General features: G+C 40.2%; 13 protein-coding genes. 8 read left to right on the plus strand and 5 right to left on the minus strand.

Annotated features, from left to right (window positions below; genetic code table 11):
* Positions 1–44 precede the first annotated feature (44 nt).
* Positions 45–1076, minus strand: coding sequence for a LacI family DNA-binding transcriptional regulator (locus tag IRQ78_RS16635; RefSeq protein WP_138600002.1), 1032 nt, complete (start codon positions 1074–1076; stop codon positions 45–47).
* Between the two features lie 348 nt (positions 1077–1424).
* Here IRQ78_RS16635 and pgi point away from each other — a divergent pair, with 348 nt between their 5' ends.
* The 5 genes from pgi (at position 1425) to IRQ78_RS16660 (ending at position 10534) form a co-directional block, all read left to right on the plus strand.
* Positions 1425–3071: a glucose-6-phosphate isomerase gene (gene pgi / locus IRQ78_RS16640; protein WP_194442709.1), complete on the plus strand. Its 1647-nt coding sequence runs from the start codon at positions 1425–1427 to the stop codon at positions 3069–3071.
* Positions 3072–3341: 270 nt separating this feature from the next.
* Entirely contained in the window at positions 3342–4814 is a 1473-nt protein-coding gene (gene zwf, locus IRQ78_RS16645) for a glucose-6-phosphate dehydrogenase (RefSeq protein ID WP_054553730.1), read from the plus strand.
* 5 nt (positions 4815–4819) lie between these two features.
* Complete coding sequence (pgl, locus tag IRQ78_RS16650) at positions 4820–5530, plus strand: 6-phosphogluconolactonase (RefSeq protein WP_138600000.1); 711 nt, start codon at positions 4820–4822, stop codon at positions 5528–5530.
* 818 nt (positions 5531–6348) lie between these two features.
* On the plus strand, positions 6349–8946 hold the full coding sequence (locus IRQ78_RS16655; protein WP_199529528.1) for a TonB-dependent receptor: 2598 nt from the start codon (positions 6349–6351) through the stop codon (positions 8944–8946).
* Positions 8947–9022: 76 nt separating this feature from the next.
* The gene (locus IRQ78_RS16660; RefSeq protein WP_194442710.1) at positions 9023–10534 is read left to right on the plus strand and encodes a tryptophan halogenase family protein; all 1512 of its coding nucleotides are present in this window, start codon (positions 9023–9025) and stop codon (positions 10532–10534) included.
* Between the two features lie 37 nt (positions 10535–10571).
* Here IRQ78_RS16660 and IRQ78_RS16665 read toward each other — a convergent pair whose 3' ends face one another.
* Entirely contained in the window at positions 10572–11282 is a 711-nt protein-coding gene (locus IRQ78_RS16665) for a DUF6445 family protein (RefSeq protein WP_194442711.1), read from the minus strand.
* Between the two features lie 243 nt (positions 11283–11525).
* Here IRQ78_RS16665 and IRQ78_RS16670 point away from each other — a divergent pair, with 243 nt between their 5' ends.
* Positions 11526–12230 carry a SapC family protein gene (locus IRQ78_RS16670; protein WP_054553727.1) on the plus strand — a complete coding sequence of 235 codons (705 nt, stop codon included), beginning with the start codon at positions 11526–11528 and terminating at the stop codon, positions 12228–12230.
* 125 nt (positions 12231–12355) lie between these two features.
* Entirely contained in the window at positions 12356–13390 is a 1035-nt protein-coding gene (locus IRQ78_RS16675; RefSeq protein WP_194442712.1) for an isoaspartyl peptidase/L-asparaginase family protein, read from the plus strand.
* Between the two features lie 69 nt (positions 13391–13459).
* Here IRQ78_RS16675 and queF read toward each other — a convergent pair whose 3' ends face one another.
* Positions 13460–14305 (minus strand): NADPH-dependent 7-cyano-7-deazaguanine reductase QueF, encoded by an 846-nt coding sequence (gene queF / locus IRQ78_RS16680; protein ID WP_054553726.1) that lies wholly within the window; start codon positions 14303–14305, stop codon positions 13460–13462.
* 59 nt (positions 14306–14364) lie between these two features.
* Between queF and syd the strand changes: the two genes are divergently transcribed.
* Entirely contained in the window at positions 14365–14904 is a 540-nt protein-coding gene (gene syd / locus IRQ78_RS16685; protein WP_194442713.1) for a SecY-interacting protein, read from the plus strand.
* Positions 14905–14960: 56 nt separating this feature from the next.
* Here the strand turns inward: syd and IRQ78_RS16690 are convergent, their stop codons facing one another.
* Both IRQ78_RS16690 and IRQ78_RS16695 read right to left on the minus strand, forming a co-directional pair.
* On the minus strand, positions 14961–15734 hold the full coding sequence (locus IRQ78_RS16690; protein WP_054553724.1) for a Zn-ribbon-containing protein: 774 nt from the start codon (positions 15732–15734) through the stop codon (positions 14961–14963).
* Positions 15734–16000 (minus strand): hypothetical protein, encoded by a 267-nt coding sequence (locus tag IRQ78_RS16695; protein WP_054553723.1) that lies wholly within the window; start codon positions 15998–16000, stop codon positions 15734–15736. Before IRQ78_RS16695 ends, IRQ78_RS16690 begins: the two co-directional genes overlap by 1 nt.
* Positions 16001–16069 lie beyond the last annotated feature (69 nt).

Here is a 16069-nt window from a genome sequence, read left to right on the forward strand (position 1 = left end):
TTAAAAAGGCCGCTATAGAGCGGCTTTTTCGTAACTTGTATAAATTAGGCTGTTGTAGGGCCTGAGCTTTCCCGTACTACTAATGAAGGGGTAAAGGTCGTGATGATGTCTTTATCTTGATTACGTGCACCACGGGTTTTTCTAAACAGTAAACGGGCTGCATGCTGCGAAATTACATCATTCGCCTGATGTGCTGTGGTTAGTTTAGGCCAAGTTTGACGCGAGAACGGTGAGTCTTCGAAGCCCGTAATTGATAGCTGCTGTGGAATTTCGATACCCATTAAGCGTGAGGCGAATAACGCGCCCGCTGCCATTTCATCGTTACCGCCAAGTAGGGCTGTGATGTTTTTCGGGTTATTCTCACCTAACAATGCTTTTGCGCCTTCTACACCTGATTCAAAAGAATACTGGCCTTCGTAGATGAGCGCGTCATGCAATGGAATGCTGTGATCTTTTAACGCGGCCTGATAACCCTCTAAACGTTCAGTTGTTGATTTATGCTCTTTGTCACCGCATAAAAAACCAATATTTTTATGGCCAAGCGACAGTAGGTGAGCGGTGATTTCGTACGCAGCTGCGTAATCGTTCACATAGATACAAGTGTCTTGGTCTTCTTCAGTAGGGCGGCCAGAGAGTACGCGAACATAATGAATGCCCATCTCATCTAGCATATCAATAATGCTATTTTGCTCTGACAGCGGTGGCGTTAATACAAGGCCAGCTAAGCGAGAGCGCTTGATCATGGTTTTAAAGTCTTCTTCCATGTTGCCATCCAGATAGTTACATGGATGAATAACCAGCTCATAGCCTTCTTCTTTACAACGCGACAACACACCGTTTTGCATGTCGATGACATAATAAGCATTCGGGTTGTCATAAACTAAACCAACAGTAAAAGACGATGTGCCTGCTAGGTTACGAGCAGCAAGGTTTGGTTGATAGTTTAACGTGTTAACAGCGTCCATCACTATATCGTACGTTTTTTTTCTGACCGATGGCTCTTTATTAATCACTCGTGAAACGGTTTTCATTGAAACACCTGCGAGCTTGGCTACATCATTAATGGTTACTTTCATACTGTTGCTTTATAGTTGGTTATATTTGTATTATAATATTATCGTTCAGGTATTCACCAGACGCTTTTTCTTATATGTACATCTATATTTAATATAAGTTAGTTAGTGTATCTAATGTTCTACCAAATTAGCAGTAAAATAATTGAGATAATTTTTATGATACCGGTGTCAAAAGAGAAAAATTGCGCTATTATCTCGACTATAAAATGTAAAAGTAGAACATTGACAGCGTTGTCATTTTAACTTAGTGTTGATTTCACACCGTGTTTTTAATTGCTGTCTTTATTCAATATAATAAAAAGATAGTTAAAAATCAGTTTGTTGCAAGTTTTGAAGGGGATTAAATATATGAGCAGCCGTTCGCAATTAGCTAGTTGGCAAGCACTATCTGAAAGTGCCAAGAAGATGAAACAAATTCATCTTAAAGATTTATTTGCCAAAAATAGCACGCGTTTCGAGCAATTCTCTGCTCAGATCCCGGGTGTATTATTCGATTACTCGAAACAACAAATTGATAAAACTGTTTTTGAACAATTAATTGCTTTAGCGAAAGAGTGTGATATTAGCGCATGGCGCGAAAAAATGTTCAGTGGTGAGAAAATTAACATTACTGAAGACCGTGCTGTACTTCATACTGCTTTACGTAACCGCGCTAACACAGCTGTAATGGTTGATGGCGAAAACGTAACAGATGCTGTTAACGCTGAGCTTGCTAAAATGAAAGCCTTTGTTGGTAAGGTACGCAGTGGTAAGTGGTTAGGCTACACAGGAAAAGCAGTAAAAGATGTGGTTGCAATTGGTGTCGGTGGTTCAAATCTAGGCCCACAAATGGCAACAGAAGCGCTTGCTGCTTATGCTGATGGCACATTAAATGTTCACTATGTATCAAATGTTGATGGTGTTCAGATTGCATCTGTTTTACAAGGTTTAGACGTTGAGACAACGTTATTTGTTATCTCGTCAAAAACGTTTACCACCTCAGAAACCATGACTAACGCTAAATCGGCTGTTGAGTGGTTTTTACAAACGGCACAAGCGCAAGAGCACATAGCTAAGCACTTTGTAGCTGTAAGCACCAATTTAGAAAAAACAGCGGCCTTTGGTATCGCTGATGAAAACGTATTCACAATGTGGGATTGGGTAGGCGGTCGCTTTTCTTTATGGAGTGCGATAGGATTACCAATCGCCCTGTACCTAGGCTTCGAGGCGTTCGAAGAAATCCTAGAAGGTGCGTTTGAAATTGATGAGCATTTTAAAAATGCTGAATTTGAAAATAACGTACCATTATTAATGGCGCTTTTAAGTGTTTGGAACACAAGCTTTTTAGGTTATACAGCGCAAGCTATTTTACCGTATGATCAAGCACTACACATGTTACCCGCGTATTTACAGCAAGGTGAGATGGAAAGTAACGGTAAGCATGTTACTTTTGCAGGTGAAACGGTTCCTTACACGACGGTTCCAATTATTTGGGGTATGACAGGTATCAATGGTCAACATGCTTTTTACCAATGTCTACACCAAGGTAATGTAATTGTACCTGCTGACTTTATTGCTTCAATTGAGCCGCAAGTCAATGTAGGCAAGCATCATGATATTTTATTATCAAACTTCTTTGCACAAACCGAAGCGATGATGGCCGGTGTTGATGCAGAGCAAGTAACTGCAGATTTAACCGCGAAAGGTAAATCTGAAGCAGAAATCTCAGAATTATTGAATCACAAGATTCACCAAGGCAATCGCCCAACAACGTCAATGTTATTAGATAAAGTTGATGCGAAAACGGTAGGACGATTAATTGCGCTTTATGAGCACAAGATCTTCTGCCAAGGCATTATTTTAGAAATCTGTTCATTTGACCAATGGGGTGTAGAGCTAGGTAAGGGACTTGCCTCTAAAATTGAAGCTGAATTATTTGATGATGCAGTCAGTCATCCACATGATAGTTCAACCAATGGACTGATCGCTTACTATAAGACACATCGTAAGCAGTAAAAGATTCGCAGTATTAGCTGCAAACCGAATACCTTTGAACGGGTAGCGCTGGAGTTCTTAGGGCCTGTATTTTTGTGAGAGGATTTACAGAGCCCCTAAGACTCATTTACTTCAGCCAACATAAAAAGAATGAGTAAGCTACTTACAAACAAATTCAACAGGCTTTGTTAAAGGATATTGTCTAACAGGCCACATCAACCAGATAACAACACGCACTGCCATATTGCATGAATTGGATGAACATGGCATTGCCAATGTAGAGAGTGATATATGTTAAATCCATTTGATATCGTAATTTTTGGGGGCGGCGGTGATCTTGCGTTACGTAAGTTACTTCCTGCAATGTATCGCGCTTATCAAGAGGGCAACCTTCCTCAAGGTTCTCGTATCCTTCCTACGGTACGTGAAGAAAGCAAACGTAAAGAATACATCGAAACAGCACATAAAGCGTTACAAGACTTTTTAGGTAAAGGTGAGTACAACGCAAAAGATTGGAAAGCGTTTTCAGCTTACCTTGTGCCAGTTGTATCAAATGTGACTGAAGCAGATGATGACTGGGACAAATTAAGAGATATTCTTGATGAACACGACGCTGACAAGTCTCGTGTTTTTTACCTTTCTTTACCACCTGCAGTGTATGGTAGCTGCTGTGAAATCTTATCAAAGAAAGGTCTAATCACAGAAACATCTCGTGTTGTTGTTGAAAAACCGATTGGTTACTGTGGTGAATCTGCTGAAGCAATCAATGCAAAAATTGCTGAATACTTCAAAGAAGAGCAAGTATTCCGTATTGACCATTACTTAGGTAAAGAAACAGTACAAAACTTAATGGCACTACGTTTTTCAAACTCATTGTTTGAAAACCTGTGGGATGCAAAATCAATCGATAACATCCAAATTAGCTTATCAGAAACAGTAGGCTTAGAAAGCCGCGCTGGTTTCTACGATAAAGCGGGTGCATTACGCGATATGGTACAAAACCACTTGCTACAATTACTTTGCTTAGTGGCAATGGAATCACCAAATAAACTAAACGCAAACAGCATCCGTACTGAAAAACTAAAAGTACTTGAGTCGTTACGTCCGTTAGTGGCTGAAGATGTTGATGCAAACATTGTACGTGGTCAGTACGTACCAGGTAACTTAGACGGTAAAATCGTCCCAGGTTACTTAGAAGAATTAAACGAAGGTGCGAGTAAAACAGAAACTTTTGTTGCTATTCGTGCGCACATCGATAACTGGCGCTGGGCTGGCGTGCCTTTCTATCTTCGTACTGGTAAACGTATGAAAAAGCGTTGTGCTGAAATCGTTGTTGAATACAAAAAAGTATCTCACAACGTTTACACCGACAACGTAGGTAACATTGAGCCAAATCGTCTTGTTATTCGTCTGCAACCAGAAGAAACAATTCAATTAACACTGATGTCTAAGCGCCTTGATAACCTTGAGATGCAATTAGAACCAGTAACCATGAACATTGAGTTATCGCAAGCGTACAGTAATGGTTTTCATTCAGATGCTTATAAGCGCTTAATGTTAGATGCCGCAGCAAACAACCCGTCGCTGTTTATTCACCGTGATGAAGTACGTCAAGCATGGAAATGGATTGACCCAATCATCGAGCGTTGGCAAGAAAAAGGTGCACCATCATTATACCGTGCTGGTACGTGGGGCCCTGAAGATGCAGATGAGCTTTTAGAAGAAAACAACCACGTTTGGTTTAACACAGGCGATAAGGCGTAATTAAGATGGCAACAATAGTTGAAAAATTCTTTGCAAACAAAGACGAATTAACAGCTGAACTTTCTTCAAGCCTTGAACAAAGCCTTGTTGCTGGAATTAAAGAAGATGGTCGTGCGGTATTGATGGTATCGGGTGGCTCATCGCCAGCACCTGCTTATAAGCACTTATCAAACCTTGAACTTGATTGGGCAAGCATTGATGTTGCTATGGTTGATGAGCGTTGGGTTGATGCTGATCATGAAAAAAGTAATGAAGCATTTATCAAAAGCACGCTATTACAAAACCATGGCGCAGCTGCTAATTTCGTGACAATGAAAAATGACGCATTAACGGCGCAAAACGGTGTAGCTGAATGTGAAGCTGCATACAAAGCATTAAAGCGTCCTTTTGATGTGACGATTTTAGGCATGGGCCCTGATGGTCATACGGCTTCTCTTTTCCCTCATGCCGAAGGTCTTGAACACGGTCTAGCAACAGATGATTTAGTATGTGCAATTAATGCCATTGAAAGCGATGTAACAGGTAAAATCACTGAGCGTATGACGTTAACTTTATCTGCGATTGCAGATTCTAAAGTTGTGAAGCTTTTAATTAGTGGTGAAGAAAAACTCGCTGTTTACAAGCAAGCGAAAGAGGGCGGTGCAGTTGCTGACATGCCTTTACGTGCAGTATTGAATCACCCACATATCAATATTGAAGTTTATTGGGCACCTTAATCGCCCGATTAAACTCAATGTCAAAAGCGAGCTATTATGCTCGCTTTTTTGTTTTTAAATACTCACCTTGAATACCAATCCGCAATAATACTTAATCATTTTGAGGGATTAAACCTGTCGCTAACGGCGTTAAAAATTTCTGGTTTAGAACAACTAAATAACGAAATTTTTGCCTTGTTATCAACGAGGTTTTATTGCCTCAAAATAGATCACTTAATTAAGCGAATTGGTATAACAAACAGTATTGAATAAATACACTTTCTTTAAATAGCCGATAAAGTGTTAGACAAGTACAAAGGGGCTCTATATAATCAAAATGACAGCGCTGTCATTGTTATTGATTGTTATTCTCAATATTCCCTTTAACTCATTCTGCCCAGAAAAAGTTAAAAATAATTTGTACATGACAGCGTGCTTTTAGAAACACGTTAGTTTTTTAAGCTAATTTATTGTTAGATAACAGGTTTTATATAACTTTTAGTTATGATTAATAAATGCCCAATGGAAACTAAAGCTTACAAAAATACATGTAATTTTTAGCTAATTTCAAAAACCCATCCTTTTGGTCTTTTCATCTGCAATATCACTCATGCTATATTTGCGCCGTTTATTTGTAACAATTCTTAAAAACTCAATATTAAATATTAGTTATATCAATAACTTGATTATTTCGTTGTAAATTTTTTGCACAAATTAACCAAAAAGATGTAGCACAAATGTAATTTAGAGTGTATGGTTTGTTACTAGATGACAGCGTTGTCATCATCACTGGGCAGAAGTGATAAAAAAAACCAACAAAATGATTCAAGGGGAATCCTGTGTTAGCTAAAAATTTTAAGAAAAGCTTATTAGCAGTTAATATCGGCCTCGTAATGAGTGCTGGGTTCACTGGCGCTGCATACGCAGCAGATGAAACTAAAGTTCAAGAAGATGTTGAAGTAATTGAAGTTCGCGGTATTCGCCGTTCACTTGAAGCTTCAATGAATACTAAGCGCTTTGCTGACAGCGTTGTCGATGCTGTTTCTGCAGAAGATGTCGGTAAGTTTCCTGATAGCGATGTAGGTGAAGCACTTGGCCGTATTTCAGGTATTGCTGTTAACCGCGCATTTGGTCAGGGTCAACAAGTGTCTATTCGAGGTGCATCTGCACAGTTAACGCGTACTTTACTGAATGGGCACTCAGTCGCTTCAACAGGTTGGTATGACCAACAGTCAATCGACCGCAGCTTTAACTACACATTACTTCCACCAGAAATGGTTGGTGGTATTGAGGTTTATAAATCATCTCAGGCAAACCTTGTCGAAGGTGGTATCGGTGGTACGGTAATCGTAAACACTCGTAAGCCTTTAGATCTTGACGCGAATACCCTTTTTGGAAGTGTGAAAGCTGACTACGGCACGATCTCTGAAGAAACAGATCCTGAAATCTCTGGTCTTTATAGCTGGAAAAATGATGAAGAAACCTTTGGTGCACTAGTCTCAGCAGCATTTTCTGAAACAAATTATCAGCGCAATGGTATTGAATCTTTAGTAGGTTGGGGTGACATTGTTCCTTCTACATTCCAACAACAACGTGAACGTACTGCTATCAATGCCGTTTTCCAATATCGCCCAACTGATAGTATAGAGCTAGGTCTTAATGTTATGAGCCTAGATCTTTCAGCTGATAACGCAAATACTTCTCTATTTTTAATATTCCCTGACGATAAAGATGCAGCTTGTGAACAAGTTAATGTAGATGGTACGTGTACTTTCTACCGTCGTTCAGGTGAAGGTGCAAACCCAGGCTGGGCACAAACGTGGGCTCGTGCAGGTTCAATGACTTCGGATACGGTTGATTTTGAATTCAAATACGCTGGTGATAATTTTGAGCTTAAAGGCCGAGTTGGTAACACACAATCAGAAGGTGGTACGGACCTCACTGCGAACTATGGTTTTTGGTTAGGTACTCCTGCAGACTATGCGGGCACATATGATGCGACAGGTGACGTAATTGATATTGATATTGCGAATAAGTCGTTCACTGCTGATGACTTCCAAGGGCAACTATCTTCAGCTGGTTGGGCACTCAAAAAGCAACCTAACTCTGATGAAGAAACATACGCACAGTTTGATTTAACATTCCCTGTTGATTTTGGTGCAATCACTGCAATCAAAACAGGTTTCCGTTGGGCAGACCACGACGTTAAACAAGAGACTTATACTGCGAATTTAGTTGATTCAATCGCGGCATACGATGCATCTCATTATTATTCAGGCACAGTATCCTCAGGGGCGGGTTTCACTATACCTAAACCTAACCTTGATCAAATGCTCTCTGATGGTTACGCAGCGATTACTAGTTTTGATAATACATCAATCGCTTATAAGGCTGGCTATGGTACAGTAAATGAAGAGAATTTTTCACTTTACGCAATGGCTGATTTTTCTGCTGAAGGCATACGTGGTAACTTTGGCCTACGTTATACCTCTACAGATGCATCATCTGATTACTTCGCACTAGATGCGAATGGTAACTACGCAAACAGCCTAAGCACTGATAAAGCTGATTACAGCGAAGTATTACCAAGTGTTAACGTGGCATTTGATTTAACTGAAGATATGATTCTACGTTTCTCAGCAGCGCAAGTAATGTCACGTGCTAACTACACTGACATGTTTGCATCTTCATCATTAGCGGGTTATGAAGATGATGTAGATGGTAATGAAGTTATCACTACTGGTAATATCGGTCTGGAGCCATTCAAAGCAACACAAGCTGATTTTGGTATTGAATACTACTTTGATGGTGACGGCATGGTTAGTGCTACTTACTTCATCAAAGATATCTCATCATTTACTAAGGTAGATGAAGTGACTAATCAAAGTATTGGTATAACAGACCCTAACACTGGAAAGGATGACTGGACAGTAGCTTCTAAGGGGACGGGCTCAGGTGGTGAGATTAAAGGTATCGAGCTACAAATTCAAGATGGTTTTGACAATGGTTTCGGCTACCAAGCTAATTATACTTACGTCGATTCAGAAGCTCCTGCAGAAAACTTCCCTGACCGTATTGAATTATTCTCTGACTCTTCAGAGCATACGGTTAACTTAGTTGGTTACTATGAGGCTGATTTCTACAGCGTACGTTTAGCATATAACTGGCGTTCAGAGTACATGGTTCGTGAAGCACCAGGTTTCTATGGTAACCGTGAGCATCAAGACTACGGTACACTTGACCTAACGGCTAAGTATTCAGTAACAGACTATCTAGACTTAACATTTGAAGCGGTTAACATTACTGAAGAAGACAGTATTCAAATTGGTACTGCCTCAGGTGATGCAGATGTTAAACCTGAGCTTCGTAACGGCTACCCAGCATGGAGCTTTGAAGGTGAAGCACGCTACAAGCTAGGTGTATCACTACGTTTCTAATTTGATTTAGATAACGAAATTAAGAAAGCCCAGCTCGCACTGGGCTTTTTTGTGAGTAAAAAGTGGGCGAGTAAAAATGATAAAAAAAATCGCAATTGTTGGTGGTGGAACAGCAGGTTGGTTAGCCGCTAACCATTTGGGTCATGCGCTTTTGCAAAGTGGCATTGAGATCACGTTAATCGAGTCTCCTAATATTGCCAGCATAGGTGTCGGTGAAGGTACTGTTCCTTCGATGCGCAACTCTTTGCAAAAGTTTGGTATCAGTGAAAGTGATTTTATCAATGAATGTGATGTTACTTTTAAGCAGTCAATCAAGTTTGTAAATTGGCTAGATAAACACAAACATGGTGCTAACTTTTACCATCATTTATTTGATCACCCACATATATTCGGTGAGGAGTTAACGCAGCAGTGGCTTGCTGAGGGTAACGGTAATGATTACGCAGACTTTGTTTCTAAGCAGCATGCATGTTGTGAAAATAATTTAGCTCCAAAAACAATTGCGACACCGCAATATGCAGGTATCAATGGCTATGCCTATCATTTTGATGCTAAAAAGTTTGCTGCTTTCTTAGGAAGCCATGCCACGCAACATTTTGCTGTAAAACACCTGTTTGCAGAAATTAAAGATGTCAGCTGTGATGAGCAAGGTTTTATTACACACCTAATTGACTCAGAAACTAACGCCTTAGAATTTGACTTTATAATTGATTGCTCCGGTTTTTCGGCTGCCTTTATTGGGCAAAAACTAGGGGTGGGCTTTGTTGATAAGTCAGATAGTTTATTAACTGATACTGCAATCACATTGCAAGTACCGACACAAAGCGATGATGAAATACCGCCTTACACTATTGCCACGGCACACCAAGCCGGTTGGATCTGGGATATTGCGCTAACAGAGCGAAGAGGGGTGGGGTTTGTTTACTCATCTAAGTATATGAGCGATGAGCTAGCGCACGCTAAATTGCATCATTATTTAGGTAATAAATTTGAGCACTTAACGCTACGAAAGATCCCGATGAAAGTAGGGCACAGAGAAAAAATGTGGCACAAAAACTGTGTGGCTATCGGGTTGTCGCAAGGCTTTGTTGAGCCTCTTGAAGCAACTGCCATCTTAATTGCAGACTTTTCTGCGGGGTTATTAGCTAAACGTTTTCCGCGTACCCGAGAAGACATTAACTTAGTTGCTGATGATTATAATCAGCAGGTGAATTATGTATGGCAACAAACGTTTGATTTTATAAAAATGCATTACTGTATTTCGGATAGAACTGATTCGGCTTTTTGGCGTGATAACAAAAAAACCGACCAGTTATCAGAAAAACTAAAAAATAACCTAGCACGCTGGCAGCGCTTTACACCGGTACGCGAAGACTTTGCTAGTAAGTTCGATTTGTTCGACTTAGAAAACTACTTATACGTACTGTTTGGTATGCATTATGTACCCACCAAACAGCAAACTAAGCAGAGCGACAATCAACAAGTTGCTAAACTTAAACTGCAGCGCGTCAATCAGCTATTAAGCGAGCTACCTAAGCACAGAGAACTGTTAGATAAAATAAAGAAATTTGGCTTACAGAAGTACTAATTTTATTAACTGAGCTGGCTAATACGTATTAGCCAACTCAGTCGATTCTAAAAAATGAGGAGATAGATAAACGACTGTTATTTAAATCATTACAGTACTTTTTGTGATTTAAAAGAGTTGCGCTATGTAATAGATTACTTTTATAAATTACGAGCCTATTGATCTTGGCTTCAACATCCACAACTTTTTCAAAAAGCGCTGTTGTTTCATTTAAATAGCCAGGATGAGTTGCGCTGTGTTTTTCTGTATCAGCAATCATGTTATGCACGCTATTTTGGTTATCAGCCGTCACTTTAATAATGTTCTCAGGTAGGTATTTATATATGCCTGTGCCACCCCATTCTTTGTCTGACAAATAATGCACTGCTGCAAATGTTTTATCATCCGTTGAATCAATATGTGGCATACGCTGCAAGGTATTTAATTCATCCGCATTTTGAGTAACTAATGAAAGTTTACAGCGGTGAAGATATAAATTATTTTCGCCGCTAGTAATGATCCCTTGCTCTAAAAGTTCGTTAACTAGCTGCTCAAAAGCTCGGTAGTAGGGCGCAGGCATTTCATCTCGTTTGCCAGGGTAGAGTGTGCCATCGCTGCCAAAAGGCTGGAAATAGGCTGTCTCTGTGGCAAATTGATAAACTGGCTCAAGGTTGTGCAAAAAGCCATCAACGATAATAACGGTTTCATTAATTTCACCAATAAATACTTGGCTTACTTTATAGTCTTTATTTAATTGATAGCCTTCCATTATTTGCCTCAGTCATCCCGTGTTTGTTGAATATACTAACAAAAATAGTGGCTTATGCGTGATAATATTTAATTGATCGCAGCTTGTTTTTTCATCACTTAAGGTTAATTAGCAACATGAGTAAATTTGTTAATTTATAATGTACAAACTGCCACAAAATTTTCACTTCCTTTTTGTTGCCAAAACCTATAGGCTTTGGGCACTAACAGCAAAAACATATTATAAAATTAACGGAGCAGTATCATGGCGGAGCAACAAGTACAGCCTTTACATAACGAAAAACATGCCAACACTAAAATTCAAAATGGCATCAACATTGAGTTCATGAAAACTCAGCATTTAGTACCTGTGGTTGCACACGAATTTGCACGTATCGCAAATGAATTCCCAATGGCATTTGTTAAAAACAACGAATCAGGTAAATTTCAAGCAGTTGCTTTATTTGGTCTAGAGCCAGGCGAAAACCTTTTCATTCAAGACGGCAAATGGACAGCAGCATTTGCGCCTATGTCTATGACTCGTTACCCACTTGGTCTTGTTAAGCATCCAGAAGCTGACCAATTTGGTATCGTAATCGACGAAGCAAGCCCACTTGTAAGCGAAGAAACAGGTAATGCACTTTTCGAAAACGGTGAAGAAACTGAATACCTTAAGCGTCGTAAAGAAGCACTTGTTTCTTTCATCGAGTTCTCTCAGGTAACTGAAGCATTCACTAAGTACCTTGCAGACAAAGAACTACTAGTAGCTCAAACGCTAACTGTAGAAATCAAAGGTGAGAAAAAAGACATCAACGGTATCTACCTTGTTGACGAGAAAAAACTTAACTCACTAAGTGATGAAGAGTTCTTAGACCTTCGTAAGCGTGGCTATTTAGCACCAATCTACTCTTTCTTAACGTCTACTCACCAAGTAGCACGTTTAGCACGTTTAAAAGCAGCTCAAGCTTAATTTTAAACTGCTGAAAAAAAGCGCCATTAGGCGCTTTTTTTGTTTCTTTCGTCTGTTAAAGCTTGAAAACGAGCGACGAATTATTCACATTGGGCTTACAAACTAAAATAAATATAAGTGCCCCTATGTTAAAAACATTACTCACCTCAGCCATTGCCCTTAGCGCATTATCATTTAGTACTTTCTGCCATAGTAGTGATCAACCTTTCGCTATTGCTATTCATGGTGGTGCTGGAACAATTGAAAAAAGCCGCTTCACGCCAGAGCAAGAAAAAGCTTACCGTGCAAAACTAAAAGAAGCCGTTGAAACAGGCTATGCCGTGCTCGAAAAAGGCGGTGAGAGCCTAGATGCCATTACTGCGGCAATTAATGTGCTTGAGAACTCGCCGTATTTCAACGCTGGTCGCGGTGCTGTATATACTTATGACGGTGCACATGAGCTTGACGCATCGATTATGGATGGTCGTACACGCCAAGCAGGAGCTGTTGCTGGGGTTAAACACATTGAAAACCCAATTAACTTGGCGCGCTTAGTGATGGAAAAATCAGTGCATGTTATGCTCAGCGGTCAAGGTGCCGAAGAGTTTGCAAAAACTCAAGGTATGCCGCTGGTTGAAAACAATCTTTTCGATACTGAAAATCGCTACAAAGCGTTATTAAAAGCAAAAGAAAAGCTCGATAAACAAAAAGTCACCAGCAAAGACTACCAAGCTGCACACAAAGCCCTGCCAGTTAATTACAAAATGGGCACTGTTGGAGCGGTTGCACTTGATAAAAACGGTAATATCGCCGCAGGTACCTCTACAGGTGGTATGACAGCAAAACGTTTTGGTCGTGTGGGTGATTCACCTGTGATTGGTGCAGGAACCTTTGCTGAAAATGAATCATGTGCAGTATCTGCGACAGGTCATGGTGAGTATTTTATTCGCTACAATGTGGCAGCTGATATTTGTGCTCGCGTAAAATACCAAGGTAAAACCATTGTGGAAGCAGGTAACGAAGTGATCCACGATGTATTAATGCCTGTAGGGGGAACTGGTGGTGTGATCATCATTGATGCTAAAGGTAACATCAGTTTGCCGTTTAACACCGTTGGTATGTATCGTGCGAGTAAATCGAATACATCACCAACGTATGTGGGTATTTTTAAAGACGAATAATTACCTGTAACGAATCTTCAGGCAATAAAAAACCGAGTTTCACAACTCGGTTTTTTATTGCCACCAAAGTTATTGGCGATTAATTTTTACCTTGAAAGGTGTTTCATCTTGATTCGTTGAGCGATAAGGGTTGATATCTAAACCGCCACGGCGTGTATAACGGGCATACACTTCAAGCTCTTCGAGGTTTAACTGCTGCATTAAATCGCAGTAAATACGCTCCACACATTGTTCATGAAATTCGTTGTGAGTTCTAAACGAAATTAAATATTTTAATAAGGCTTCATGGCAAATCGCTTGGCCTTTATAACGAATAATCACACTCGCCCAATCAGGCTGTGAGGTGATCAAACAGTTCGATTTTAGTAAGTGACTATGTAGGGTTTCTGAGACAATCTCATCACCATTATGGCGAAGTGAGCTGGCATCAATATCATAGCTAGTGATTTCGATATCCAGATCATCAATACATTCGCCCGGTAACGCTGAAAATGGCAAACAATTGAAATCATCAGCTTGGTATAAAGTAACGATCACCGGTGCATTTACCGCATCGGATAAGTCTTTGCTCAGTGCTTGATGTACGTCATCCGGCGTCTCAAAACGTGTTTGATTAAAGCTGTTTAGGTACAATTTGAATGACTTTGACTCAATGATGTGACTGCTTTGACAAGGAAATACAAACGTTGCCACAGCGACCATTGGCTTACCCTTGCTATTTAGCCACGATAATTCATAGCCAGTCCAAATATCTTGGCCTTTAAACGGTAAGTTATCTTCGCTAACACCTAATGCATCACGGTTTAATTTACGGGCAATAGGAAACAGTAAACTGGGTGTGTAGGTATCTACATACTCTGTGCTTTTACCAAGAACACTGTTTTTCAGTTCGGGTGAGTTGCTGTAATCTGTCATCTTTACACTTTTGTAGTTACAATGGCGGCATTATACCTAAAGCCAATGAGTTTCGCAGTATGTCTGTTTCTACAAAATTAGATAAGTTACATCAAGCATTTAGTGAAAAATGCCTCGAACGCACAGGAAAGCTTCCTGTTATTGAACATGATACAGCATGGCCAAGTCCATGTGAGCAGGGCGAAGTAGATGAGCAGGGGCTTATTCAGTGGTGTGCAGTTCCACAGCAACCTGCTGGCAGTTTAGAAGACTTAGCCAAGGCACTAGAGTTATCGTTTCCTGAAGGTTTAAGCCCATTGTTTGGTCATGTCTATGCGGGTAATTTGTTATTGAGTATTGATGATCATCACATTGAACTGCTACAGGCATGGAATGAAGATGATTTTAGCCGCTTACAGCAAAATATTACCGGTCACGTGTTAATGAAGCGCAAGCTAAAGCAGCCAGAAACCGTATTTATTGGTCTTACAGAGCAAGATGATCTGCTGATCACTGTATTAGTCGAAAGCGGTGAGGTTTGCTTAGAGTATGTGGGTAAAAAACCACATCATGTGCTAGCGAAAAGCATCAGTGAGTTTTTAGACAAAGTAACGGTGTAAGCTTAAAAAGTAAAAAGGGGCGGTTGCCCCTTTCGTGTATTATTGCCTTTATTAAATTATTGAAAGTCCCACGAAATATTCGAAACAATGCCACAGGGCTCGCACCGAAAATCAAATAAGCCAAACCATGGCTCTGGTAATTTCCACTCGCCATCGCAGCTTGGGCAACGACGTTTAAGCTCTGACTCTTTATCAACGCCGCCTACACGGTATAAATAGTAATAAACCGGCTTCTTGGTTAGAAAACTAATACGTTTCGTGATATCACGACCACGGCGGTATAAGTCACTCTTGATGCTCGTTAGCTCTTCAAGCGCAGGAAATTCACAACGGGTTGCACCATTGATCTGAATTTGATCGCACGCTTGCCAGTCTTCTTGCCATTTAATGAGTGTTTTGTAATCGCCATTGGCAATGGCTGGAATGCGAAATAACGGCACAGGCAAAAAGTCATCACCACAATAAAGCGGGCTACAGGTGTGCACGTACGTGGTATACAAAATATAGCACGACGGATCATGACACATGTCTGCGCCATTTGAGTGAATGTCTTGGCCGACCACTTTAACTTTTGGTGCCAGTAAGCCTGCAGTGTTTAATTGCTCAATGCTATGTTTTACAAACGGGCTATGGTTGAGCGGATGCATCGCATCTTCGGTTGGGCACATTACACGAGTAATGAAAAATCCATCTTTTAAAACCGTTGGAAATTCATCACCAATTATTTGGCCGTTAAAACGAAGCGCATTCACTAGGCGGTTTATCGCCTGCTCAGCAAGCTCTAGGGTAGTATCTTGGTAGCAATCAAAAGTCAGATCGACAACAAACATTATTTTTTCTCAAGCAGTGCTAATAACCTATCTAATTTAGCTTCAATACGATCCAATTGGCTTTCTTTTGGTGTACTCAGTTGTTCATTTGACGGGTTATTGATGAAATTATTAATTGAATCCGGGTTGTTTTTATATTGGCTAACCGCAGCGATGATCACAGGCATCGGCATAGGTTGGGTTAACTTACTTTTAGTTAAGGCAACTGTTGGGGTTTTACCTTCATCAAGAAGGGTTTTAATTGCATCAAATACAACGGCATTCATTTTTGTATAAACTCTTTTATAAAGACTAAAAAGCACCGCAGTATATGGGCTGCAGTGCGCGCGTATGGT

This window comes from Pseudoalteromonas simplex (genome assembly GCF_015278155.1).
Classification (GTDB): domain Bacteria; phylum Pseudomonadota; class Gammaproteobacteria; order Enterobacterales; family Alteromonadaceae; genus Pseudoalteromonas; species Pseudoalteromonas simplex.